This is a genomic window from Pseudomonas sp. I8001 (assembly GCF_013385345.1).
GTDB lineage: Bacteria > Pseudomonadota > Gammaproteobacteria > Pseudomonadales > Pseudomonadaceae > Aquipseudomonas.
In genome coordinates this window covers 179,611-201,172 of record NZ_JACAQC010000032.1, presented here as the reverse complement: position 1 = coordinate 201,172, position 21,562 = coordinate 179,611, and the positions used below count along the sequence as shown (strand labels likewise).

At 61.2% G+C, this 21,562-nt stretch carries 20 protein-coding genes; 4 read left to right on the top strand and 16 right to left on the bottom strand.

All coding sequences use genetic code 11. The annotated features are described in order from the left end of the window. Nucleotides 1–2: 2 nt before the first annotated feature. Nucleotides 3–656: a response regulator transcription factor gene (locus HX839_RS21710; protein ID WP_003209573.1), complete on the top strand. Its 654-nt coding sequence runs from the start codon at nucleotides 3–5 to the stop codon at nucleotides 654–656. On the opposite strand, the gene HX839_RS21705 is transcribed toward HX839_RS21710, so the two are convergent. From HX839_RS21705 to ffh, 11 genes are all read right to left on the bottom strand, one after another. Next, nucleotides 625–1,869 carry an EAL domain-containing protein gene (locus HX839_RS21705; protein WP_177067673.1) on the bottom strand — a complete coding sequence of 415 codons (1,245 nt, stop codon included), beginning with the start codon at nucleotides 1,867–1,869 and terminating at the stop codon, nucleotides 625–627. The two genes, HX839_RS21710 and HX839_RS21705, sit on opposite strands and share 32 nt — an antisense overlap. Nucleotides 1,870–1,942: 73 nt before the next feature. Beyond that, nucleotides 1,943–5,524 carry a transporter substrate-binding domain-containing protein gene (locus tag HX839_RS21700; protein ID WP_177067672.1) on the bottom strand — a complete coding sequence of 1,194 codons (3,582 nt, stop codon included), beginning with the start codon at nucleotides 5,522–5,524 and terminating at the stop codon, nucleotides 1,943–1,945. Between the two features lie 109 nt (nucleotides 5,525–5,633). After that, nucleotides 5,634–7,043 (bottom strand): threonine synthase, encoded by a 1,410-nt coding sequence (thrC, locus tag HX839_RS21695; protein ID WP_003209579.1) that lies wholly within the window; start codon nucleotides 7,041–7,043, stop codon nucleotides 5,634–5,636. Nucleotides 7,044–7,110: 67 nt separating this feature from the next. Then, nucleotides 7,111–8,415, bottom strand: a complete 1,305-nt coding sequence (locus HX839_RS21690; RefSeq protein WP_003209580.1) for a homoserine dehydrogenase — start codon at nucleotides 8,413–8,415, stop codon at nucleotides 7,111–7,113. A 126-nt stretch (nucleotides 8,416–8,541) separates the two neighbouring features. Then, entirely contained in the window at nucleotides 8,542–9,273 is a 732-nt protein-coding gene (gene dsbC / locus HX839_RS21685; protein WP_003209582.1) for a bifunctional protein-disulfide isomerase/oxidoreductase DsbC, read from the bottom strand. Nucleotides 9,274–9,427: 154 nt separating this feature from the next. Then, on the bottom strand, nucleotides 9,428–10,324 hold the full coding sequence (gene xerD / locus HX839_RS21680) for a site-specific tyrosine recombinase XerD (RefSeq protein ID WP_177067671.1): 897 nt from the start codon (nucleotides 10,322–10,324) through the stop codon (nucleotides 9,428–9,430). Between the two features lie 362 nt (nucleotides 10,325–10,686). Continuing rightward, complete coding sequence (gene rplS, locus HX839_RS21675) at nucleotides 10,687–11,037, bottom strand: 50S ribosomal protein L19 (protein ID WP_003175895.1); 351 nt, start codon at nucleotides 11,035–11,037, stop codon at nucleotides 10,687–10,689. Nucleotides 11,038–11,082: 45 nt separating this feature from the next. Beyond that, nucleotides 11,083–11,793 (bottom strand): tRNA (guanosine(37)-N1)-methyltransferase TrmD, encoded by a 711-nt coding sequence (gene trmD, locus HX839_RS21670; protein ID WP_236260845.1) that lies wholly within the window; start codon nucleotides 11,791–11,793, stop codon nucleotides 11,083–11,085. A gap of 43 nt (nucleotides 11,794–11,836) precedes the next feature. Further along, nucleotides 11,837–12,373 carry a ribosome maturation factor RimM gene (gene rimM / locus HX839_RS21665; RefSeq protein WP_003175898.1) on the bottom strand — a complete coding sequence of 179 codons (537 nt, stop codon included), beginning with the start codon at nucleotides 12,371–12,373 and terminating at the stop codon, nucleotides 11,837–11,839. 5 nt (nucleotides 12,374–12,378) lie between these two features. After that, nucleotides 12,379–12,630, bottom strand: coding sequence for a 30S ribosomal protein S16 (gene rpsP / locus HX839_RS21660; protein ID WP_003209587.1), 252 nt, complete (start codon nucleotides 12,628–12,630; stop codon nucleotides 12,379–12,381). Nucleotides 12,631–12,880: 250 nt separating this feature from the next. Further along, nucleotides 12,881–14,257 (bottom strand): signal recognition particle protein, encoded by a 1,377-nt coding sequence (ffh, locus tag HX839_RS21655; RefSeq protein ID WP_003209589.1) that lies wholly within the window; start codon nucleotides 14,255–14,257, stop codon nucleotides 12,881–12,883. Nucleotides 14,258–14,491: 234 nt separating this feature from the next. On the opposite strand from ffh, the gene HX839_RS21650 reads away from it, so the two are divergent. The 3 genes from HX839_RS21650 to HX839_RS21640 all read left to right on the top strand — a co-directional run bounded on the left by HX839_RS21650 (nucleotide 14,492) and on the right by HX839_RS21640 (nucleotide 18,087). Then, nucleotides 14,492–15,304, top strand: coding sequence for an inner membrane protein YpjD (locus HX839_RS21650; RefSeq protein WP_010176828.1), 813 nt, complete (start codon nucleotides 14,492–14,494; stop codon nucleotides 15,302–15,304). Nucleotides 15,305–15,316: 12 nt separating this feature from the next. Beyond that, the gene (locus tag HX839_RS21645) at nucleotides 15,317–16,555 is read left to right on the top strand and encodes a transporter associated domain-containing protein (RefSeq protein ID WP_177067670.1); all 1,239 of its coding nucleotides are present in this window, start codon (nucleotides 15,317–15,319) and stop codon (nucleotides 16,553–16,555) included. A 221-nt stretch (nucleotides 16,556–16,776) separates the two neighbouring features. Next, complete coding sequence (locus HX839_RS21640; protein WP_177067669.1) at nucleotides 16,777–18,087, top strand: MFS transporter; 1,311 nt, start codon at nucleotides 16,777–16,779, stop codon at nucleotides 18,085–18,087. Between the two features lie 126 nt (nucleotides 18,088–18,213). Here the strand turns inward: HX839_RS21640 and purT are convergent, their stop codons facing one another. The 5 genes from purT to HX839_RS21615 form a co-directional block, all read right to left on the bottom strand. Then, complete coding sequence (gene purT, locus HX839_RS21635) at nucleotides 18,214–19,395, bottom strand: formate-dependent phosphoribosylglycinamide formyltransferase (protein WP_177067668.1); 1,182 nt, start codon at nucleotides 19,393–19,395, stop codon at nucleotides 18,214–18,216. 69 nt (nucleotides 19,396–19,464) lie between these two features. Next, on the bottom strand, nucleotides 19,465–19,932 hold the full coding sequence (locus tag HX839_RS21630; RefSeq protein WP_003209599.1) for a hypothetical protein: 468 nt from the start codon (nucleotides 19,930–19,932) through the stop codon (nucleotides 19,465–19,467). 164 nt (nucleotides 19,933–20,096) lie between these two features. Next, nucleotides 20,097–20,312 carry a DUF1289 domain-containing protein gene (locus tag HX839_RS21625; RefSeq protein WP_003209601.1) on the bottom strand — a complete coding sequence of 72 codons (216 nt, stop codon included), beginning with the start codon at nucleotides 20,310–20,312 and terminating at the stop codon, nucleotides 20,097–20,099. Further along, complete coding sequence (locus HX839_RS21620; RefSeq protein ID WP_003209603.1) at nucleotides 20,309–20,833, bottom strand: gamma carbonic anhydrase family protein; 525 nt, start codon at nucleotides 20,831–20,833, stop codon at nucleotides 20,309–20,311. The genes HX839_RS21625 and HX839_RS21620 overlap by 4 nt, the downstream gene beginning before the upstream one ends. A 39-nt stretch (nucleotides 20,834–20,872) precedes the next feature. Beyond that, nucleotides 20,873–21,475 (bottom strand): CoA pyrophosphatase, encoded by a 603-nt coding sequence (locus tag HX839_RS21615; RefSeq protein WP_076017515.1) that lies wholly within the window; start codon nucleotides 21,473–21,475, stop codon nucleotides 20,873–20,875. Between the last annotated feature and the right edge of the window lie 87 nt (nucleotides 21,476–21,562).

Sequence of the window (21,562 nt, the reverse complement as noted above, 5' to 3'; positions counted from 1 at the left end):
TATTGAACGAAACGTCTGACAAGCCATTGCGCATCGTCCTCGCCGACGACCACCCGATTTTCCTCATCGGTCTGCGGGCGGTCCTGGAACGTGACGAGAGGCTAACCATCGTCGGTGAAGCCAACTCACCCCAGGCCCTTGGCGAACTGCTGCAACGTTGTGCCTGCGACATTCTGGTGACCGACTTCATGATGCCCGCCGAGCCCCAGGCCGACGGCTTGCGCCTGATCGAACAACTGCGCCGGCATCACCCGGGCCTGCCCATCGTGGTGGTGACCATGCTGAACAACGCCGGCCTGTTCCACGCCATCCTGGAGTTGGGTGTCATGGGCCTGCTGAGCAAGGCCAGTCTCGCAGACGAATTGCCTGAAGCAATCCGTCAGGTGCGCCAGCAGCGACGTTATGTGGCCCAGACCATCAGTCAGTCACTGAACCTGGCAGGCGTCGAGCGTGTGCACTCCCAGGATCAACTCTCACCCCGTGAACTGGAAGTCATCCGCCTGCTGGCCGGCGGCCTGACGGTAGGCGAGATCGCCGCGAATCTTCATCGCAGCAAGCAAACCGTCAGTGCACAAAAGGTCAGCGCCATGCGCAAGCTGGGCCTGAGCAACGACGCCGCGCTGTTTATCTATGTGCAGGAACACGGGCTGGCCTAGCCTGAAACGCGATCCACTGCTTCAGCGCCTCGGCGTCCATGGGGCCGGCGATAAAGCAGCCTTGCAACCACGCAGCCCCCAGTTCACTTACCGCGTGATAGTCGGCGGCGCTTTCAACCCCGGTTACCACCACACCCACACCCAGTCGCCTCGCCATGCTCATGGCGCCGGCAACCACTGCCGCCTTGCGATCGTCCCTGGCCATGCCGCTGGCAAACGCCGGCGGGATCTTCAATTCGCTGAAGGGCAATTCCAGCAAGCGTTGCAGACTGGTGCCGCCCACGCCGAAATCACCGATGGACAGCTTGCACCCCATCATCCGCAAACGCAGCAAGCCGGTGACGTGGGCGCTGTCGGTGTTCAGGCGCGAGGTTTCCACCAGTTCCAGGGTCAGGCCACGGGCGGGCACGCCGTGAAGTTGCAGCAAGCCTTGCAGCACTTGGGGAAAGTGCGGACGCTCCAGCATCCGCCCCGGGATATTCACCGCCACCGGCAGCACCTGCCCGGTTTCGCGCATGACGTGTGCCGCCTGGCCCAGCGCTTGTTCCAGCACGTGCCAGGTAAACGCCTCTTCCATTCCGGCAAACTCCAGCACCGGCAGAAACGCGTCAGGCAACAGCAACTCGCCGTCAGGAAGCTGCCAGCGGGCCAGCGCTTCAACACCTTGCAACGCGCCCGCCTGGCTGACAATGGGCTGATACCAGACCGTGCCGCAGCGGGCTATAGCGGCCTGGCTCAGATCCGCCGAAGGCGGCAACTGCTCGGATTCGCTCAAGTCCAGCAACTGGCGCACCCGCTCCCAGGACACCACCGGCGGCCCGGGCCGCAAGCGCTCCCGGCACGCCTCGAGGACTTTCCCGATCAGCGTTGCCGACGCCGGCTTGGGCAGGCAGCCGAGCACGTTGAGCCCCAACTGTCGGGCCATGTGCGCCACGCCTTCCAGCACATCCGGCTCGGCGTTGCTCAGCAGGATCAACACCTGAGCCTGGCGGCGCTCGGCCATTTCCCGAATCAGCTCAAGGCCATCACCCTGCTCCAGGTACAGATCGCAAATCGCGATGTCCACCGCGCCCTTGCTCTCCAGTGACTGGCGAGCGGCGTCGACCGTTTCGGCCGTGCGTACATTGAATACGCCGTTGGCGTTGAGCATCTGATGCAGGGCCATCAGTTGGAACGGGTTATCTTCGAGGATCAGGACGTTGAGGGAGCGCATGAAAAACGTTACCGGGGAGAAGCGAGGGTGCACAGACTAATAAAAACCCCGCGCCTTCCCCATAGGACATGTCTTATTCGGACGGGTCCAGATAAGCCTCAAGCTCGACCTGGAATTCGATCAATGCTTCGCGCAGCGCTAACCAATGCATTTCAATCTCAGCGTTGCGCTGCTCCCGAATACACCCTTCCAGCGCCACACAGGCCTTGGCCAGCGGCAACGCATCCACCAGGCAGCATATGCCCTTCAGGCGGTGCAGCGAGGCGGCCAGCCGGACCTGGTCGTGGTCCGCCATGGCGGAGGCCATCAGGTTATGCTCCTGCTCAAGGCTCCTCGCCAACTCCTGCAGCATCCGCTGCAAAACCGGTCCGTCGGCCTGGGTCATGGTGCGCAGGGTCTGGATGCTGAAAGAGCGTGCAGGCACGACGCGGGCGAGCACACGCGTCCAGTGCTCAAGCGTCACGGGCTTGACCAGCAGTTCATCCATTCCCGCCTCCCGGCAGCGCTGCTGTTCATCATCCTGGGCATTCGCCGTGCACCCCACCAGCGCCAGGCGTGGCCGTTGCTCCTGGGCTTCAAGCCGGCGGATGGCCTCACTCAAGGCGTAGCCGGACATGCCCGGCATATTGCAATCGGTGACCATGACGTCAAACACCTCATGATGCCAACGCTGCAAGGCCGCTTCGGCCGAGTCGACGGCCACTACTTGATGACCCAGGAACTGCAACTGCTGAACCAGCACCAGCCGATTGGCCGGCAGGTCATCCACCACCAACACCGACAGGTTGCGGCCGGCGACCAGCAGCGGTACACCGGCAGATGCTGGCACGTCGTCACTGCTGACCCGATCCAGGTACAGGTCGATGCACACCACCGTGCCCTCTCCCACCACGCTGCTCAGGGTGATGCTGCCTCCCATCAATTCCACCAGTTGCTGGCAGATGCTCAAGCCCAGTCCCGTGCCGCCGTGCTCGGCAGCCGTCCGCGCGCTGACCTGGATAAACGGCTTGAACACTCGCGCCTGCTGCTCGACGCCAATGCCCGGCCCGCTGTCCTCCACACACAGGTGCAAATATTCGGCCCCCGCCGGGTCAAGCTTGCGCACAACACTGACCCGAACCTCGCCGCGCGAGGTGAACTTGAGCGCGTTGCCCAACAGGTTATGGATAACCTGACGCAGGCGCAGCGGGTCGAACCAGTAATACCCTTGCGCGCTCGGGTCGAATGCCAGGGTCAGGTGAAGGCCCTTTTTCTGCGCCATGGGTTCGAACAAGCGCTGTATGCCCTCGAAGAAACCTTTCAAGTCAGTGGCCTGCGGCGCCAGTTGCAGATGACCGGCTTCAATCTTGGCCAGGTCGAGGCTGTCACCCATCAGGGCAATCAACTCACGCGCCGAGCGATGGGCCACTCGCAGGGCTTCAGACACTGGCTTGCCTTCAGCCTGGGCACGCTCCTGCTCCAGCTCGAGCAGACCGATGATGGCGGTCATCGGCGTGCGAATCTCGTGGCTCAGGGTCGAGAGAAACGCGCTTTTTGCGTAGTTCGCTTCGTCAGCGGCCTGCCGCGCATCCATCAGCTGGAGCTCCAGGACCTTGCGCTCGTTGATATCGACCCAGCCACCGAGCAAACCCTGGAGCTGGCCCTTGGCGTCGAAGAACGGCACCGTCCACTGATACACATGAAACGCCCCGCCATTGAACTCCAGCTGCCGGTCGACGAACAGCGACTGCTGGCTCGCCAATTGCTCCATGTGGCCGGCATGCAGGCGCGCGGCCGTAGCGTCAGGCATCAGCCCGCTTTCCATCAGCGTCAGGCCCTGGATCTGCTCGCGCCGGGTGTTCAACTGTTGTTCATAGCTGGTGTTGCAGGTCACCAGGCGTCCTTCCAGATCACGCACAAATACCGGGTTGGGCATGCCGTCCAGCAGCGCGCGCTTGAACGCCAACTGGTCGTTGAGCCGCTGCTCGGCCTGGAGGCGCTGGCGAATCTGGCGCTTGAGCCGGCTGTTCCAGGCCAGGGACACCAGCACAAACAGCAGCGCCATGGCGACCGTCCAGTAGGCCCATGGCGGCACCCGCTGCCAGGCCGGCACCGGGACGGGTACGCTACCCAGCCAACGCAAACGCAGGGCGCTCAATTCCGCGACCGGCAGCGCTTCCAGCGCCTTGTTCAAAATGCTCAGCAGTTCCGGTTGATCCTTGCGCACCGACAGGCTGTTGGCCGACCACTTGCCCTCGACACTGCGGCCGATGCGCAACTCATCGGCCGGGTAACTCTGCACTTCCACTTCACTCTGGATAGTCGCCGCCGCGCGCCCCTGCGTTACCAGCTCCCGGGCCTGGACGTAGTTATCCACCGATTGCAGCTTGATCCCGGGGTGCTCGCGACGAATATATCCCTCCAGGACATGGCGTGCCGGCAGCGCCAGCACCTTGCCTGAAAGCTCGCTCAAACTGGCCACTGGCGGTGCGTCAGCGCGCTGGATAAACACCCAGCCTGAGCCCCCGAACCCATGGCTGAAATCGAGAAAGGCCTTGCGCTCCTGATTCTCGGCCAGGGTGGTGTTCATGTCCGCCCTGCCCGTTTCCAGCAACCCCAGGGTCTGTGCCGTGGAGGACACTTCCTCCATCACGAACTGCAGGCCGGTCATGCGTGAAATGCGGTTGAGCAAGTCCACATTCAGCCCCACCCACTGGCCGTCCTTGTCCTTGAATACATAGGGAGACAGTTGCTGGGACGCCACCACCACATGCGGATGCTGAAGTACCCAGGCCCGCTCCGGGGCCGACAAGGCGATGCGCTCGGCGGCAATGCCCACCCCCAGTCCGGTGGTCCAGCGCGCAAGGATCTCCCGCCGCACAGACTCATCAATACTCGCCAGCGCCCGGTCCATCAGCGTCCCCAACAGCGGGTCGGCCTCCCGCGTGGCAAAGGCAAAGCCGATGGGCGCCAGCCGGCTTTCCACCTTGATCTGCAAGCCCAGGTAGGGCCGTAGCGATTTATAGGCGCGCACGATCACTTCGTTGCCGATAAACGCATCGGCATCACCTTGCTTCAGCGCTTCGAGGCCACTGTAGAGATTCGGTGCCAGCATGATGTGGCTGCCGGGATACGCCTGATGGACGTTCTTGACGTTGGCGTAACCGTCCAGCAACACCAGCTTCTTGTCCTTGAGGTCCTCGTTCTGGGTGCTGTCATCCCGGCGCACGACCACCACCGAGCGGTCCGGCATGTAGTCTTCGGTAAAGCGCAACCCCGACACATCACGCTCGTAACCGTTGGCACTGGTGAGAATATCGATGGCGCCGCTCCGCAGGGCCTCCACCGCCTGCGCCCGCTCGGCAAAACCCAGGACTTGCATCGGTGCATGCAGACGCGCGCCGATCAGGCTCAGGTAATCGGCGCTGATGCCCTGGTAGCGATTGCGGTCGCGGGTGATATCGATCGGCTGATAGTCATCAATCGAAATGCCCACTCTCAGTGGCCGATGGGCCGCCAGCCATTGCTGCTCGCTGACCGTCAGGGGCATGGGCTTCAGGGCAATGAACGCCGGCACCAGCTTGAACGGCAGGCTGACAGCCGCGAGGCTTGCCGAACCATGGCCAAGCAGCAGCACACATGCCAGCCACGCGTGTGCTCGGGTCGATAAATACACCGGTTGGGTTTCCTTGATTATTCTTGTTGGTCGCCGCGCAAGTATGGCTCGCCAGAATGAAAAAGCCCGTCACGAAGACGGGCTTGATCCACCACGCAAAGCCGTTGGCTCAGAGTGGCTTGCCGCGATTGCCATGCTGGCTGACAAACGCCTGTACCGCTTTCAGGTCATTGGCCAATACCGTGCAACGCTCTTCACGCTCAAACAGGTCGGTGAGGTGCGGCGGCAATTCCAGCGCCTTGCCAACCCCGGCCTTCTCTACCGCTTCCGGGAATTTGACCGGGTGCGCGGTGCCGAGAATCACCATCGGGATGTCCAGGCTGCGGCGGCATTCGCGCGCGGCCTTGACGCCAATGGCGGTGTGCGGGTCCAGCAGCTCGCCGGTCTGGGCGTAGACTTCAGCGATGGTCTCGCAGGTTTCTGCGTCGTCCACCGCCAGGGAGTCGAACAGCTTGCGGGTTTCGGTCCAGCGCTCCTGCTCGACGCTGAAACCGCCACCTTGCTTGAAGCTGTCCATCAGGCCGGCCAGGGCAGCACCGTTGCGACCGTGCATGTCGAACAGCAGGCGTTCGAAGTTCGACGAGACCATGATGTCCATCGACGGCGACAGTGTGGCGTGCAGGGTTTCCTTGACGTACTGGTTGCCGCTCATGAAGCGGTGCAGGATGTCGTTGCGGTTGGTGGCGACGATCAGCTGGTTGATCGGCAGGCCCATGTTGCGTGCCAGGTAACCGGCGAAGATATCGCCGAAGTTGCCGGTTGGCACCGAGAACGACACCGAACGCGCCGGGCCGCCCAACTGCAGGGAAGCATGGAAGTAGTAGACGATCTGGGCCATGATCCGCGCCCAGTTGATCGAGTTCACCGCCACCAGGCGCGTGCCCTTGAGGAAGCTCTGGTCGGCGAAGCTGGCCTTGACCATTTCCTGGCAGTCATCGAAGTTGCCTTCGATGGCGATGTTGTGGATGTTCTCGCCGAAGATCGTGGTCATCTGCCGACGCTGCACTTCCGACACGCGGTTGTGCGGGTGCAGGATGAAGATGTCGACGTTTTCGCAGTGCTTGCAGCCTTCGATCGCCGCCGAGCCGGTATCACCGGAAGTAGCGCCGATGATCACCACGCGCTCACCGCGTTTTTCCAGCACGTAGTCCAGCAGGCGACCCAGCAGTTGCAGGGCGAAATCCTTGAACGCCAGGGTTGGGCCGTGGAACAGCTCCAGGACCCATTCGTTGCCGTTCAGTTGACGCAACGGGGCGATGGCGCTGTGGGAAAACACGCCGTAGGTTTCTTCCAGGATCTTCTTGAAATCCGCATCCGGGATGCTGCCGGTGACGAACGGGCGCATGACCCGGAACGCCAGCTCGTGGTACGGCAGGCCGGCCCACGAAGCGATTTCTTCCTGGGTGAAGCGTGGCAGGTTTTCCGGCACGTACAGGCCGCCGTCAGTGGCCAGACCGGCCAGCAGAACGTCTTCGAAATTCAGGGCCGGTGCCTGGCCGCGGGTGCTGATATAACGCATGACTGGCTCCTCTAGAGCATGCTTGAACAAGGGCCGCCGAACGCGTGGGGCCCTTGCCGCAAAACGATTAGTTCAGGTGTTCGACGCGAATCCGCACCACCGGCCCAACCACGCCCTGCAACGCTTCAAGCGCGGCGATGGCGTCGTTGATGTGCTGCTCCAGCACACGGTGGGTCAGCAGGATCATGGGCACCAGGCCGTCTTGTTCTTCGACTTCCTTCTGCATGATCGATTCAATGTTGATGCCGCGCTCCGACAGGATGCTGGCCACCTGAGCGAGCACGCCCGGATGATCCTTGGCCTGGATGCGCAGGTAGTAGGCACTTTCGCAGGCTTCGATCGGCAGGATCGGGTGGGCCGACAGCGAGTCCGGCTGGAAGGCCAGGTGCGGTACGCGGTTTTCCGGGTCGCTGGTCATGGCACGCACCACGTCCACCAGGTCGGCGATCACAGACGAAGCGGTCGGCTCCATGCCGGCGCCGGCGCCGTAGAACAGGGTGGAACCGGCAGCGTCACCGTTGACCATCACGGCGTTCATCACGCCATTGACGTTGGCGATCAGGCGGTCGGCCGGGATCAGTGTCGGGTGCACACGCAGCTCGATACCGGCCGGGGTGCTGCGCGCCACACCGAGGTGCTTGATGCGGTAGCCCAGGGCTTCGGCGTAGTTCACGTCGGCGGTGGTCAGCTTGGTGATGCCTTCGGTGTAGGCCTTGTCGAACTGCAGCGGGATACCAAAGGCGATGGACGCCAGGATGGTCAGCTTGTGGGCAGCGTCGATGCCTTCCACGTCGAAGGTCGGATCGGCTTCGGCGTAACCCAGGGCCTGGGCTTCGGCCAGCACGTCTTCGAAGGTACGGCCCTTCTCGCGCATTTCGGTGAGGATGAAGTTACCGGTGCCGTTGATGATGCCGGCCACCCAGTTGATACGGTTGGCGGACAGGCCTTCACGGATCGCCTTGATCACCGGGATACCACCGGCCACGGCGGCTTCGAATGCCACGATCACGCCCTTCTCGCGGGCCTTGGCGAAGATTTCGTTACCGTGCACGGCAATCAGCGCCTTGTTGGCAGTGACCACATGCTTGCCGTTTTCGATGGCCTTGAGCACCAGCTCGCGGGCCACGGTGTAGCCGCCTACCAGCTCGATGACGATATCGATTTCAGGGTTGGTGGCGACTTCGAAGACATCGTTGGTAATCGCAATACCGGTCGTTTGGAACTGAGGCTTTGGCGTACGCGTGGCAATTTGTGCCACTTCAATCCCACGCCCTGCACGGCGGGAAATTTCTTCAGCGTTACGCTGAAGTACGTTGAAGGTGCCGCCACCGACGGTCCCTAACCCACAGATGCCTACTTTGACCGGTTTCACTGAAGAACTCCCCATGAAACGGCCGACTCAAGGTCGGCCGTGAAAACAGCCGCACAACTGCGGCTCTCTATTAATGACCCGCCGAACTGTCGGCGGATCATGATCGTCAAGGCTCGACGATAATGCTTACTTTGCGTTCAGTGCCAGTTTGGCAACTTGCGGCGCAGGCTGGTAGCCCGGAATCACCTGGCCGTCAGCCAAAACGATGGCCGGCGTACCGTTCACACCAATCGACTGGCCGAGGGCGAACTGCTTGGAAACCGGGTTGGCGCACTTGGCGGCCTTGATTTCCTTGCCATCGACCATCTTGTCCATGGCCGCTTTCTTGTCGGCCGAACACCAGACGGCTTGCAACTGCTCGTCACCCGGCGAACCCAGGCCCTGGCGCGGGAACGCCACGTAGCGCACTTCAACGCCGAGCTTGTTCAGCTCAGGCACTTCGGCATGCAGCTTGTGGCAGTACGGGCAGGTGGTGTCGGTGAACACGGTGATGTGGGTCTTGGTTTCGCCGATGGCCGGGTAAACCACGGTTTCAGCCACCGGAATACCGTTGATCAGCTTGGACACGCCCAGGCGCTCGGCTTTCTCGGTGAGGTTCACGGGCTTGCCGTCTTTGAGCTGGAACAGGTAGCCCTGGACGATGTACTGGCCATCGGCACTGGCGTACAGCACGCGGCTGCCCTTGAGCTTGACTTCGTACAGGCCGGCCATCGGGCTGGCGTTGATGCTTTCAATCGGGGTGTCGAGCTGGAGGGCTTCCAGGCTCTTGCGGATTGTCTTCTCTGCGGCGTCGTCGGCGACGGCAAAGGTTGAGACCAACGCAATGGCTGCGATGGCAAAAATCTGGGTCAAGCGCATGGGAACTCCTGAAGGCAGATGCAGGGACGGGAGCAGGAACACCGATCTTCAAACACGGGTTTGGGCCGTCCCCTTTGCGAACCGGCAAAGCCTACCACAGTTGGGCCGCAGGGCAGCCAGTCGTGGGGAAATTGGGCTTTTTCCGAAGTGTTTTTCATCCACGGGGATGGTGCTTGGCGTGCATCTCCTGCAAACGTGCCCGCGCCACATGGGTGTATATCTGGGTGGTGGATAAGTCGCTGTGGCCCAGGAGCATTTGAACCACGCGCAAATCCGCGCCGTGGTTGAGCAAATGCGTGGCGAACGCGTGGCGCAGGGTGTGGGGCGACAGCGACTTGCCGATGCCGGCAACCTTGGCCTGGTGCTTGATGCGATGCCAGAAGGTCTGGCGGGTCATCTGTTCGCCGCGCTGGCTGGGAAACAGTACATCGCTGGGCCGACCGTTGAGCAACTCGGCTCGGGCGTCGCGCATGTAGCGTTCGATCCACACGATCGCCTCTTCGCCCATGGGCACCAGGCGCTCCTTGCTGCCCTTGCCCATTACGCGCAATACGCCCTGGCGCAGGTTGACCTGTTCCAGGGTCAGGCTGATCAGCTCGGTGACGCGCAGGCCGCAGGCATACAGCACTTCCAGCATGGCACGGTCGCGCTGGCCGATGGCTTCACTCAGGTCGGGGGCTGCGAGCAGGGCTTCGACGTCGGCTTCCGACAGGGATTTGGGCAGTGGCCGGCCCAGCTGCGGCATGTCGATTTGCAGGGTTGGGTCGATGGCGATCAGCTTTTCCCGCAGCAGGTAGCGATAGAAGCCACGCACGCCTGAGAGAAAACGCGCAGTAGAGCGAGGCTTGTAGTTTTGCTCCAGGCGCCAGGCCAGGTGGTCGAGAATCAGCTCGCGACCGGCGTCGAGCAGCTCGAGGTTTTTCTCCTGCAGCCAGCCATTGAACAACGCGAGGTCGCTGCGGTAAGCCTGGCGGGTGTTGTCCGACAGGCCTTTTTCCAGCCAGAGGGCGTCGAGGAAGCGGTCTATCTGCGGGTGGTCGATGGCGGACATGAGGGCTCAAGCAGGGAAAATGGCGGTATCGGGTAGATCCTATCGCAGCACGGGCCGCTACACATCAATGAAAGCGGGCAAATAATCTGTGGCAAGGGAGCTTGCTCCCGCTGGGGCGCGAAGCGGCCCTGATTGACCATTGAGGTCCAACAGAGAGACTTCTATTGCCGGTTTCAGGGCCGCTGCGCAGCCCAACGGGAGCAAGCTCCCTCGCCACAAAAGCGGAAAACGGCTTTAAGGTCAGTGCGACGCTGAATTTCTTCGAGGCGGGGAGTCATGAATAGATACCGGGGAAATGGACAAATTTCAGGCAACAAAAAAGCAGCCCGTAGGCTGCTTTTTTCTGCATCGGGAAGCTGGACTTAAGCCAGTTTTTCCTTGATGCGAGCTGCTTTACCGGACAGGTCACGCAGGTAGTACAGCTTGGCTTTACGTACGTCACCGCGACGTTTAACGGCCATGCTGTCGATTTGCGGGCTGTAGGTCTGGAAAGTACGCTCTACGCCAACACCGTTGGAGATTTTACGAACAGTGAAAGCACTGTTCACACCACGGTTACGCTTGGCAATTACCACGCCTTCGAACGCTTGCAGACGCGAACGGTCGCCTTCCTTCACTTTCACCTGAACGACAATGGTGTCGCCCGGGGCAAAGGTAGGGATCTCTTTGGTCATCTGCTCTGCTTCGAGTGCAAGGATGATTTTGTTAGTCATGCTGTGCTCCTAAGGTAAGTCGTCGGACCTACCATCGATACGTTGTTAACTATCGTCCCGCCCGAGGATGTATTCCTCGAGCAGCTTCTTCTCTTCTCCAGAAAGCGAGCGGCTTTCCAGAAGATCGGCGCGTCGTTCATAGGTCCGCCCGAGGGACTGCTGTAAACGCCAACGCCGGATGTGTGCGTGATTGCCACTTAGCAATACGTCGGGAACACGCTGATCCGCATACACCTCCGGTCGGGTGTAGTGCGGGCAATCCAGCAAACCATCCGTGAAGGAATCTTCCTCCGCGGAGTCCGCATGCCCTAAAGCTCCAGGCAGCAGTCGTGTAACCGCATCTATCAGGACCATCGCCGGCAGCTCGCCGCCAGACAGGACATAGTCCCCAATCGACCACTCTTCATCGACATGAGCATCAATAAAACGCTCGTCAATGCCTTCATAGCGACCGGCAATCAGGATTAATGCTTCCAGATTCGCCAACTCGCGTACCGCCGACTGATTCAGCTGACGGCCTTGAGGGGACAGGTAAATTACCTTCGCCTTCTCCCCGGCGGCTGCCTTGGCCTGAACCAACGCATCTTCCAGGGGCTTGATCTTCATCACCATGCCCGGGCCACCGCCAAATGGGCGATCGTCCACAGTGTGATGTCGATCCGTCGTGTAGTCTCGCGGGTTCCAACAGGTGAGCTGCAAGAGCCCCTGTTTCACCGCCCGACTGGTGATGCCGTACTCGCTGATGGCGGAAAACATCTCGGGAAACAAACTGATCACTTCAACGCGCAGGTTAGCCACGTTAGAAGTCCGCGTCCCATTCCACCTTCATCTCGCCCGCTGCCAGGTCGACGGCCAACACGCATTGCTCGGTATAGGGCAACAGGCGTTCGCGATCATCCAGGCTGCCAGCGCAAGGCTTGACCACCATTACATCATTGGCGCCGGTTTCCAGAAGATGATCGATTTTCCCGAGCAATTGCCCGAGTTGATCAATAACCTTCAGACCTTCCAGCTGGTACCAGTAGTACTCGCCGTCGGTCAATTCAGGGAACAGGTTGCGCGGCACGCAGATCTCATAACCGGCCAGAAGACGAGCTTCTTCACGATCATCAAGACCCTTGAGCTTTGCGACCAGGAACTTGTCGCTCCCGCGTCCACTGACCAGCTCTACCTGTTTCACACTACCTTCGCGCTTGAGCGTCCAGGTCTTGTACTGCAACAGGTTTTCAGTCGGATCAGTAAAGGAATACACCTTCACTTCGCCGCGAACGCCATGAACAGAATAAATCTTGCCGATAACGATCAAATCATCAGCTACCGCTGGCGTCGCGTTCATATTGCTCAGGCCGCAGCCTTAGATGCATCCTTCAACAACTGAGCAACGCGCTCAGAAGGTTGTGCACCAACGCTCAGCCAGTAGGCTACGCGCTCTTGGTTCACGGACAGACGGACTTCTTGACCACGAGCGATCGGGTTGAAGAAGCCAACTTGTTCCTTGTGAGAGCCGTCACGTGGGTTGCGGCTGTCAGTTACGGTCAAGTGGTAAAACGGGCGCTTTTTGGAGCCGCCAAGGGCAAGACGGATTGTTAGCATGTGAACATCGTTCCTGTAGTCGGTGCTGCAAATCTAAATGCACAGCGGGCATAGGTGCCCGAAAGGCCGCATATTCTAAGGAATATCCGGACTTTTGCAAATGTCTTTTTCTGGCGCCTATCAGCGTGCCATTCAGATCTGCTATAGAGCCGTCGGTTAAAACGGCAAGTCAGCTCCCGCCAATGGCGGGTTTGCTGGAGATCCCGCATCCCTGCGGGTCGGAGCAGAAGCGAACTTCTGCTCGAATTCTTTACATTTTCGGCATGCCGCCGCCGGGCAACATACCGCCCATGCCGCGCATCATCTTGGCCATCCCGCCTTTTGCGGAGAATTTCTTCATCATCTTCTGCATCTGCTTGTGCTGCTTGATCAAGCGACCGATGTCCTGCACCTGGGTGCCGGAACCCATGGCGATCCGACGTTTGCGCGAACCGCTGATCAGCTCAGGGTCGCGGCGCTCGGCCGGGGTCATGGAATTGATGATGGCTTCCATCTGCTTGAATTGCTTCTCTGCCGCGCCCTGGGCATTGCCCATTTGCGCCAGGTTCACGCCGCCGATGTTCGGCAGCTTGTCCATCAGGCCGCCGAGGCCGCCCATGTTCTTCATCTGTTGCAGCTGGTCACGGAAGTCTTCGAGGTCGAAGCCCTTGCCCTTCTTCAGCTTTTTAGCCAGCTTGTCGGCCTTGTCCTTGTCGAGGGTCGCTTCCGCTTGCTCGATCAGGCTGAGCACGTCGCCCATGCCGAGGATACGCGAGGCGATCCGCTCAGGGTGGAACGGCTCGAGCGCTTCGCTCTTCTCGCCCATACCGATGAACTTGATCGGCTTGCCGGTAATGGCGCGTACCGACAAGGCGGCACCGCCACGAGCATCGCCGTCGACCTTGGTCAGGATCACACCGGTCAGCGGCAGCGCATCACCAAAGGCCTTGGCGGTATTGGCCGCATCCTGGCCGGTCATGGCATCGACCACGAACAGGGTTTCTACCGGGTTGATCGCGGCATGCAGCGCCTTGATCTCGCCCATCATCTCTTCGTCGATGTGCAGGCGACCGGCGGTATCGACGATGACCACGTCGATGAATTTCAGCTTGGCTTCTTTAATAGCCGCCTGGGCGATATCGACCGGCTTCTGGCTCAGGTCGGACGGGAAGAAGGTCACGCCCACTTCGCCCGCGAGCATTTCCAGCTGTTTAATAGCCGCCGGGCGGTAAACGTCGGCAGACACCACCATCACCGACTTCTTCTTGCGCTCTTTAAGGAAGCGCGCCAGTTTGCCGGCGGTGGTGGTCTTGCCCGCACCTTGCAGACCGGCCATCAGCACAACGGCTGGCGGCACGGCGCTGAGGTTCAAATCTTCGTTGGCCGCGCCCATCAGGCTTTCGAGTTCGGCCTGGACGATCTTCACAAAGGCCTGGCCCGGCGTCAGGCTGCGGGACACTTCGGTGCCGACCGCGCGCTCTTTGACCGAGTTGACGAAGTCCTTCACCACCGGCAAGGCGACGTCGGCTTCCAGCAACGCCATGCGCACTTCACGCAGGGTGTCTTTAATATTGTCCTCGGTCAGCTTGGCCTTGCCGGTGACATGGCGCAGCGTCTGCGAGAGACGGTCAGTCAGATTTTCAAACATGCGCGATCCTTTCAGGCCCTATTCATCGAAATGCATTGTTAGACCGAGGTAATGGCGGCCCAGGCTGTGGTAAATCGCTATTAAAAACAGCGCTCGGCGAGCCTGCGGCGTGGGCAGGTCGCGGATTATAGCGAAGACTGTCGCCATGCACACCCGCTGTCTGGCCTGAGAGTCTTTCGTGTTACGCAGGTGTATGCCAAACTCAGCGCCTTTCGGGCCTGCTTAACAGGATTTATGCTCCCTTTGTCACCCAGTTTGCTACCCAGCCTCGCCGCCGCCATCTTGTATGCCGCTGCGACCCTCTATCAGGGCACTCGTCTGGCCCAAGGCGCCAAGGCCGACAAACGCCTGCTGGTAGGCCTTGGCGTCCTCGCCCTGCTGGCTCACGCCGCCAGCCTGTTCACGCACTTGATGACGCCGGTCGGCCTGGGCCTGGATTTCTTCAGCGCTGCCAGCCTGATTGCCGCCGCGGTGATCGCGCTGACCCTGATGGCCTGCTACCGGATCCCGGTGGAGAACCTGCTGGTGCTGTTGTTCCCGCTCGGGATGCTGACGGTGCTGCTGGCGCAATTCACACCGACCGGCACCGTGCAGGTCATTGATGAAGAGCCGGGCATCCTCGCCCACATCCTGCTGTCGATCCTCGCCTACGGCATGTTCACCATCGCGGTGTTCCAGGCCTTGCTGCTGCTGTTGCAAGACCACCAGCTCAAGCACAAGCACCCGTCGGGGCTGATCAAGAACTTCCCGCCACTGCAAACCATGGAAAGCCTGCTGTTCGGCTTCCTCTGGGCCGGCTGGACGCTGCTGTCGCTGTCGCTGATCTCCGGCTGGCTGTTCGTCGAGAACCTGTTTGCCCAGCACCTTGTGCATAAAACCCTGCTGGCGTGCCTGGCCTGGGTGGTGTTCAGCGTGCTGCTGTGGGGCCGCAACCGTCTCGGCTGGCGCGGGCACAAGGCGATCCGCTGGACCCTGGCCGGTTTCTGCCTGCTGATGCTGGCCTATTTCGGCAGCAAGCTGGTTCGCGAATACATCCTGCATATCTGACGGGCAGCCGACATGGACAACTTGCCCTTGGGGCCGATGCTTGCGGTAGTAGCCTTGCTGGTTTTATGGTCGGCGCTGTTTACCGCCATCGAAGCCGCCCAGCAACATTTGCTGGCCCTGCGCCCCGGCACCCGCCAGGGTGACAAAGCCGCCGCCCGCCTGAACTTCCCGCGCAACAGCCTGATCCTCTGCAACACCCTGTGCCGCGCCGTGGTGGTGATTCTCTGCACCCTGCTGGCGATCTACGCCTGGGCGCAAAACGGCCCGTGGCTCGGCTGGGTGATCTCCAGCGCGGTGCTGCTGGTGCTGGCCGACTATCTGCCGCGTGCCCTGGCCACTCGCCACCCGCAAACCATCCTTGGCTTCGGCAATACCTTGCTGAGCGTGCCGCTGAAAATCCTTTATCCGCTGGCCTGGCTGCTCAACGGTGTCAGCCTGTTGCTGCTGCGCCCGTTCACCCGCAAGCCCGGGCTGGTCAAGAAGAGCGACGAGCCGCAGCCGGACCAGGACGACGAGCCGGAAGCCGAAATCCCCAACACCCGCGCGCCGGGCATGCTGGGCATCCACGCCCTGGACAACATCACCGTCAACGACATCCTGGTGCCCCGCAGCGAAGTGGACGGCATCAACCTGGATGACCCGGTAGAGGAAATCATCGAGCAACTGCGGGTTTCCACCCGAACCCGGCTGCCGGTGTTCCACAGCGACATCAACCAGGTCGAGGCGGTGCTCAACACCCGGCAGATCCGCCACCTGCTGCCGGACGCCAGCCTGACCAAGGAAGCCCTGCTGGCCGCCTGCCACGAGCCCTACTTCGTCCCGGAAAGCACGCCGCTGCAACTGCAACTGCTGAATTTCCACAAGCAACAGCGCCGCCTCGGCATGGTGGTGGATGAATACGGCGAAGTGCTGGGCATCGTGACCCTGGAAGATATTCTTGAAGAAATCGTCGGTGAGTTCGAAAACGAGCAGCACCTCGACAACCCGCACATCCAGCCCCAACTGGATGGCCGCTACGTGATCGACGGCGCCGCCTCGATCCGTGACTTGAACAAAACCCTCGGCTGGCACCTGCCCAGTGACGGCCCCAAGACCCTCAACGGCCTGGTGACCGAAGCACTGGAGACCATTCCGGATTGCGCCGTGTGCCTGAAAATCGGCCGCTATCGCCTGGAAATCCTCGAGACCGAGGACAACCGCGTCGCCAAGGTGCTGATCTGGCACACCAGCACGGTGCCGGTTGCCGCTTAAGCCCCTTGTTGGATCCGCAAACCCCTTCCTATAATCGGGCGGCTTACCCAAGCCCCGCCCGACCGCGTGCTACCCGCACTGAGCGCGTCCAGGCAGCGTTTTACCGTGTCTGACCGGTGTTTGCTCCCATCCCGAGCCGCCCCGCGCACAACCCTGATCCATGGGTGTTCGACCAATAATAATCCGCGTCCAAACGCGCAATGACCGTCAGGGATACCTCAATGAGCACCACCTATAACGAGACGGCGACCGCCGCCCCGACCAACTCGACGGCCCGGGTCGCCACCGCGAGCATCATCGGCACCGCCATCGAGTTCTACGACTTCTATATCTACGCAACTGCCGCCGCGCTGGTGATCGGCCCGGTGTTCTTCCCGCAAACCTCCGGCACGGCGCAGATGCTCGCCTCGTTCCTGACCTTCGGTATCGCGTTTATCGCGCGGCCACTGGGCTCGGCGCTGTTCGGCCACTTTGGTGACCGGATTGGCCGCAAGTCGACACTGGTGGCTTCCCTGCTGCTGATGGGCGTGTGCACCACGCTGATCGGCTTGCTGCCCGGATATGACAGCATCGGCGCCTGGGCACCGATCCTGCTCTGCGTACTGCGCTTCGGCCAGGGCCTCGGGCTTGGCGGCGAATGGGGCGGCGCGGCGTTGCTGGCCACCGAGAACGCCCCGAAGGGCAAACGCGCCTGGTTCGGCATGTTCCCGCAGTTGGGCCCGTCGATTGGCTTTCTGGCGGCCAACGGGCTGTTCCTGATCCTGGCCATGAGCCTGAGCGACGAGCAGTTCCGCAGCTGGGGCTGGCGCATTCCGTTCATTCTCAGCGCGGCGCTGGTGATGGTGGGGCTGTATGCGCGGCTCAAACTGCATGAAACGCCGGTGTTCGCGAACGCCGTGGCCAGGGAAGCGCCGGTGAAGGTGCCGCTGGTGGAACTGTTCAGCCAGCATTGGCTGCCGGTCCTGCTGGGTGCGGCCTCGATGGTGGTGTGTTATGCGCTGTTCTATATCACCACCGCGTTTTCCTTGAGCTATGGCGTGTCTACGCTGGGCTACAGCCGTGAAACGTTCCTGGGTTTGCTGTGCTTCGCGGTGCTGTTCATGGGCGCGGCAACGCCGCTGGCGGCGTGGGCCAGCGACCGTTACGGGCGTAAGCCGGTGCTGATTGTGGGGGCGATTCTGACCATCCTCTCCGGCTTCACCATGGAACCGTTGCTGACCCACGGTTCAACCTGGGCCGTGGCACTGTTCCTGGCGCTGGAGCTGTTCCTGATGGGCGTGACGTTTGCCCCGATGGGCGCGATGTTGCCGGAACTGTTCCCGACCCGCGTGCGTTATACCGGTGCTTCGGCGGCGTATAACCTGGGTGGGATCGTGGGTGCGTCGGCGGCACCGTTCTTCGCGACCAAGCTGGTGGCGATGGGCGGTTTGAGTTATGTCGGCGGGTATGTGTCGGCGGCAGCGGTGATCAGCTTGATTGCTGTGTTGTGCCTGAAAGAGACGCGCAATAACGATTTGAACAAGGTCGCCTAATGATGATCATTCCCACGCTCTGCGTGGGAATGCATCCGGTGACGCTCTGCGTCACGCCCTTAAGAGCGGACGCGGAGCGTCCAGCGCGGCATTCCCACGCGGAGCGTGGGAACGATCGGCGGGGGGTTACAGCTCGACAACAACCGCTTTCGAAGCACGGGTCGCTTTAGCCCGCGCTGCCTCAATCGACTCATCCCGCGCCAACGCCACGCCCATACGACGCTGGCCATTCACTTCCGGCTTGCCGAACAGACGCAACGCCGTATCCGGCTCGCTCAAGGCTGCACCCAGGTTGGAAAACGCCGTCTGGTTCGACTTGCCTTCCACCAGGATCACTGCCGAAGCCGAAGGCCCGAACTGACGGATCAACGGGATCGGCAGGCCGAGAATTGCCCGCGCATGCAGGGCGAACTGAGACAAGTCCTGGGAAATCAGGGTCACCAGGCCAGTGTCATGGGGGCGCGGCGACACTTCGCTGAACCACACCTGATCGCCTTTGATAAACAGCTCGACGCCAAACAGACCACGACCACCCAACGCTTCGGTTACCGCCTTGGCAACGCGCTCGGATTCCGCCAGTGCAATCGGGCTCATGGCCTGTGGCTGCCAGGATTCCTGATAGTCGCCCTTCTCCTGACGGTGACCGACAGGCGCACAGAAGGTAGTGCCGCCAATGTGGCGCACGGTCAGCAGGGTGATTTCGTAGTCGAAGTCGATAAAGCCTTCGATGATCACGCGGCCCTTGCCGGCACGCCCGCCTTCCTGGGCGTAATCCCAGGCTTTCTGCACGTCATCGGCGCTGCGCAGCAGGCTCTGGCCCTTGCCCGACGAACTCATCACCGGCTTGACCACACACGGGAAGCCCAGGTCGGTGACGGCCTTGCTGTAGTCCTCGAAGGTGTCGGCGAAGTGGTACGGCGAGGTCGGCAGGTCCAGCTCTTCGGCGGCCAGGCGACGGATACCTTCGCGGTTCATGGTCAGCAACGTCGCGCGGGCGGTCGGGATCACGGTGAAGCCTTCGGCTTCCAGCTCAACCAGGGTGGAGGTGGCGATCGCTTCGATTTCCGGCACGATGAAGTGCGGCTTTTCGGCTTCGATCACGGCACGCAGGGCGGCGCCATCGAGCATGTTGATCACATGGCTGCGGTGGGCAACCTGCATGGCCGGCGCGTTGGCGTAGCGATCCACGGCAATCACTTCAACGCCCAGGCGTTGCAGTTCGATTACCACTTCCTTGCCCAGCTCACCGCAGCCACACAGCATTACGCGGGTCGCGGTTGGCGACAATGGAGTTCCGATTCGGGTCATCTCAGGTCCTCAGGGGAGCGGATCGTGGGGAGAAAGGCCGGCATTTTACATGAACTGTAAAGATTGGCTTCAGTTGGCGACGCGCTGCCGGCGCAAACGCCAGGCCATGGCCAGCCACACCACGGTAACGCCGGCGAATTTCGACACCAGGGCAGTGCCGGCGACCGCGGGCGTCAAGGCGCCGATCAGGCCGAAAAAGATGAAGGTATCGAGGGGGATACTCAGCGCCGAACTTATCCACAGGCGGTCGTGGAGTGGGCGCTTGGTGATGCTGAACACCAGCCAGTCAATGCATTCGGACACCGCGAACGCCGTGGCGCTGGCCAGGGCGATGGACGGATCGGAGGTGATATAGGACAGCACCAGCGCCGCCAGCATGGCGATGATCGCGCCATGGCCGAAACGGGTTTGCACCATGTCCCGCAGGACAAATACCAGGCCGCCCCAGGCAGACCAGATGACATCCAGGTGCGGAGCGGTGGAAAAGGCGAAGTTGATCAGCACGACGCTGCTGATGTAGGCAATCAGGAAGAACATGGGGCGAGGGACCTGTGAACAAGGGGCACAGGGTACTTCACATTTGGAAATATGTCGTCTGGGCAGGCCCTTTCGCGAGCAAGCCCGCTCCCACATTTTGAACGCATTCCTCCAAGATAAACGCAATCAAATGTGGGAGCGGGCTTGCTCGCGAAAGCGGTCTATCAGGCGCCGGACTTCCCCGGAATCATCCACACCAGCCCACTCGCCTTCGCCCGCTCATGGCACAACCCCAGCACTACCCGGCGCTCGGTATTGTCCATGCGACTCCAGCGGGTAATCTCTTCCACCGTGCGCTGGCATCCCGTGCAGATATCATCGTCATCCAGCGCACAAATGCTCACGCACGGCGAGGCGACGGGTCGTTCTACCGGGTTCATTCTTCCTGCTCAACCAGATCACGGGCATACCGCTGGGAGTTATGCACATAGTGCGCAGCGCTGGCCTCGAGCATTTTCTTCTGCACGTCGGTCAGCTCCCGCACCACCTTGCCCGGCGAGCCCATCACCAACGAACCATCGGGAATTTCCTTGCCCTCGCCGATCAGCGAATTGGCGCCGATGATGCAGTGCTTGCCGATCTTCGCCCCGTTAAGAATCACCGCATTGATGCCAATCAGGCTGTAATCGTCGACGGTGCAGCCATGCAACATGGCGTTATGGCCGATGGTCACGCCGGTGCCGAGGGTCAGCGGGTAACCCATGTCGGTGTGCATCACGCTGCCGTCCTGCACGTTGCTGTTCTTGCCGATCAGGATCAGCTCGTTGTCGCCGCGCAACACCGCGTTGAACCAGACGTTGGCGCCCTCCTCCAGCTTGACCTTGCCCACCAGCGTGGCATTGGGGGCCACCCAGCTGTTGGGATGGGTTTCGACTCGGGCGTCGCCCAGGCGGTATTTCATAGGTGGATCCTCACGGCAGGAACGATGGCCATCTGGCTCTTAGGTATTGATGAAGCTTTTCGGCGGTCGATGCAGGCTGATGTCGGCATCGTCATAGAGCAGATTGATCAGCTCGACAATCATGATCGCCGTCAGGCCCCAGATCTTGTATTCGCCAAACCGATAACTGGGCACATACCAACTGCGGCCCTGGTAATCGATACGGTGGGTATGTTCGCGCGGGTCCTGGCGAAAAAACTCCAGGGGCACGCTGAAAACAGCGGCGATCTCGGCGTCATTGGCCAGGTATTCGACGTAATCGGGGATAACGCCTACATAAGGCGTGACACGGATACCGTGCAGGGAAATCAGCGGGCTCAACGGGCCGATGACTTCCACTAGGCCCGGCGGCAGGCCGATTTCTTCTTCGGCTTCGCGCAGCGCGGTGAAGATCAGGTCCGGGTCTTCCGGGTCGCGGCGCCCGCCAGGGAATGCCACTTCGCCGCCATGGGTGGATAACCCGCTGGCGCGCAAGGTCAGGATCAGCTCGGGTTCGTCACTGCGGGTGATCGGCACCAGTACCGCCGCTTCCGGGAAACGACCGTCGGTCTCCAGCGTGCGTGGCGTATGATTGCTTACCCGGCGAAGTAGCTCGTCCAGCATGAGTCATCTCGGTCTGTTGGCTACCTTGCATCATGCACCAAACCTTGCGCACGCCCAACCCCAAAACCCTGGCCATGTCGCTAAACG

Excerpts from the sequence above, each read along its gene's own strand:
- rpsP (WP_003209587.1), bottom strand. The coding sequence starts at position 12,630 with ATGCTAACAATCCGTCTTGCCCTTGGCGGCTCCAAAAAGCGCCCGTTT.
- rplS (WP_003175895.1), bottom strand. The coding sequence starts at position 11,037 with ATGACTAACAAAATCATCCTTGCACTCGAAGCAGAGCAGATGACCAAA.
- thrC (WP_003209579.1), bottom strand. The coding sequence starts at position 7,043 with ATGCGTTATATCAGCACCCGCGGCCAGGCACCGGCCCTGAATTTCGAA.
- HX839_RS21615 (WP_076017515.1), bottom strand. The coding sequence starts at position 21,475 with ATGCTGGACGAGCTACTTCGCCGGGTAAGCAATCATACGCCACGCACG.
- dsbC (WP_003209582.1), bottom strand. The coding sequence starts at position 9,273 with ATGCGCTTGACCCAGATTTTTGCCATCGCAGCCATTGCGTTGGTCTCA.
- HX839_RS21640 (WP_177067669.1), top strand. The coding sequence starts at position 16,777 with ATGAGCACCACCTATAACGAGACGGCGACCGCCGCCCCGACCAACTCG.
- HX839_RS21630 (WP_003209599.1), bottom strand. The coding sequence starts at position 19,932 with ATGTTCTTCCTGATTGCCTACATCAGCAGCGTCGTGCTGATCAACTTC.
- HX839_RS21645 (WP_177067670.1), top strand. The coding sequence starts at position 15,317 with ATGGACAACTTGCCCTTGGGGCCGATGCTTGCGGTAGTAGCCTTGCTG.
- xerD (WP_177067671.1), bottom strand. The coding sequence starts at position 10,324 with ATGTCCGCCATCGACCACCCGCAGATAGACCGCTTCCTCGACGCCCTC.
- HX839_RS21620 (WP_003209603.1), bottom strand. The coding sequence starts at position 20,833 with ATGAAATACCGCCTGGGCGACGCCCGAGTCGAAACCCATCCCAACAGC.
- HX839_RS21705 (WP_177067673.1), bottom strand. The coding sequence starts at position 1,869 with ATGCGCTCCCTCAACGTCCTGATCCTCGAAGATAACCCGTTCCAACTG.
- trmD (WP_236260845.1), bottom strand. The coding sequence starts at position 11,793 with ATGTTTTCCGCCATCAGCGAGTACGGCATCACCAGTCGGGCGGTGAAA.
- purT (WP_177067668.1), bottom strand. The coding sequence starts at position 19,395 with ATGACCCGAATCGGAACTCCATTGTCGCCAACCGCGACCCGCGTAATG.
- HX839_RS21650 (WP_010176828.1), top strand. The coding sequence starts at position 14,492 with ATGCTCCCTTTGTCACCCAGTTTGCTACCCAGCCTCGCCGCCGCCATC.
- ffh (WP_003209589.1), bottom strand. The coding sequence starts at position 14,257 with ATGTTTGAAAATCTGACTGACCGTCTCTCGCAGACGCTGCGCCATGTC.
- rimM (WP_003175898.1), bottom strand. The coding sequence starts at position 12,373 with ATGAACGCGACGCCAGCGGTAGCTGATGATTTGATCGTTATCGGCAAG.
- HX839_RS21625 (WP_003209601.1), bottom strand. The coding sequence starts at position 20,312 with ATGAACCCGGTAGAACGACCCGTCGCCTCGCCGTGCGTGAGCATTTGT.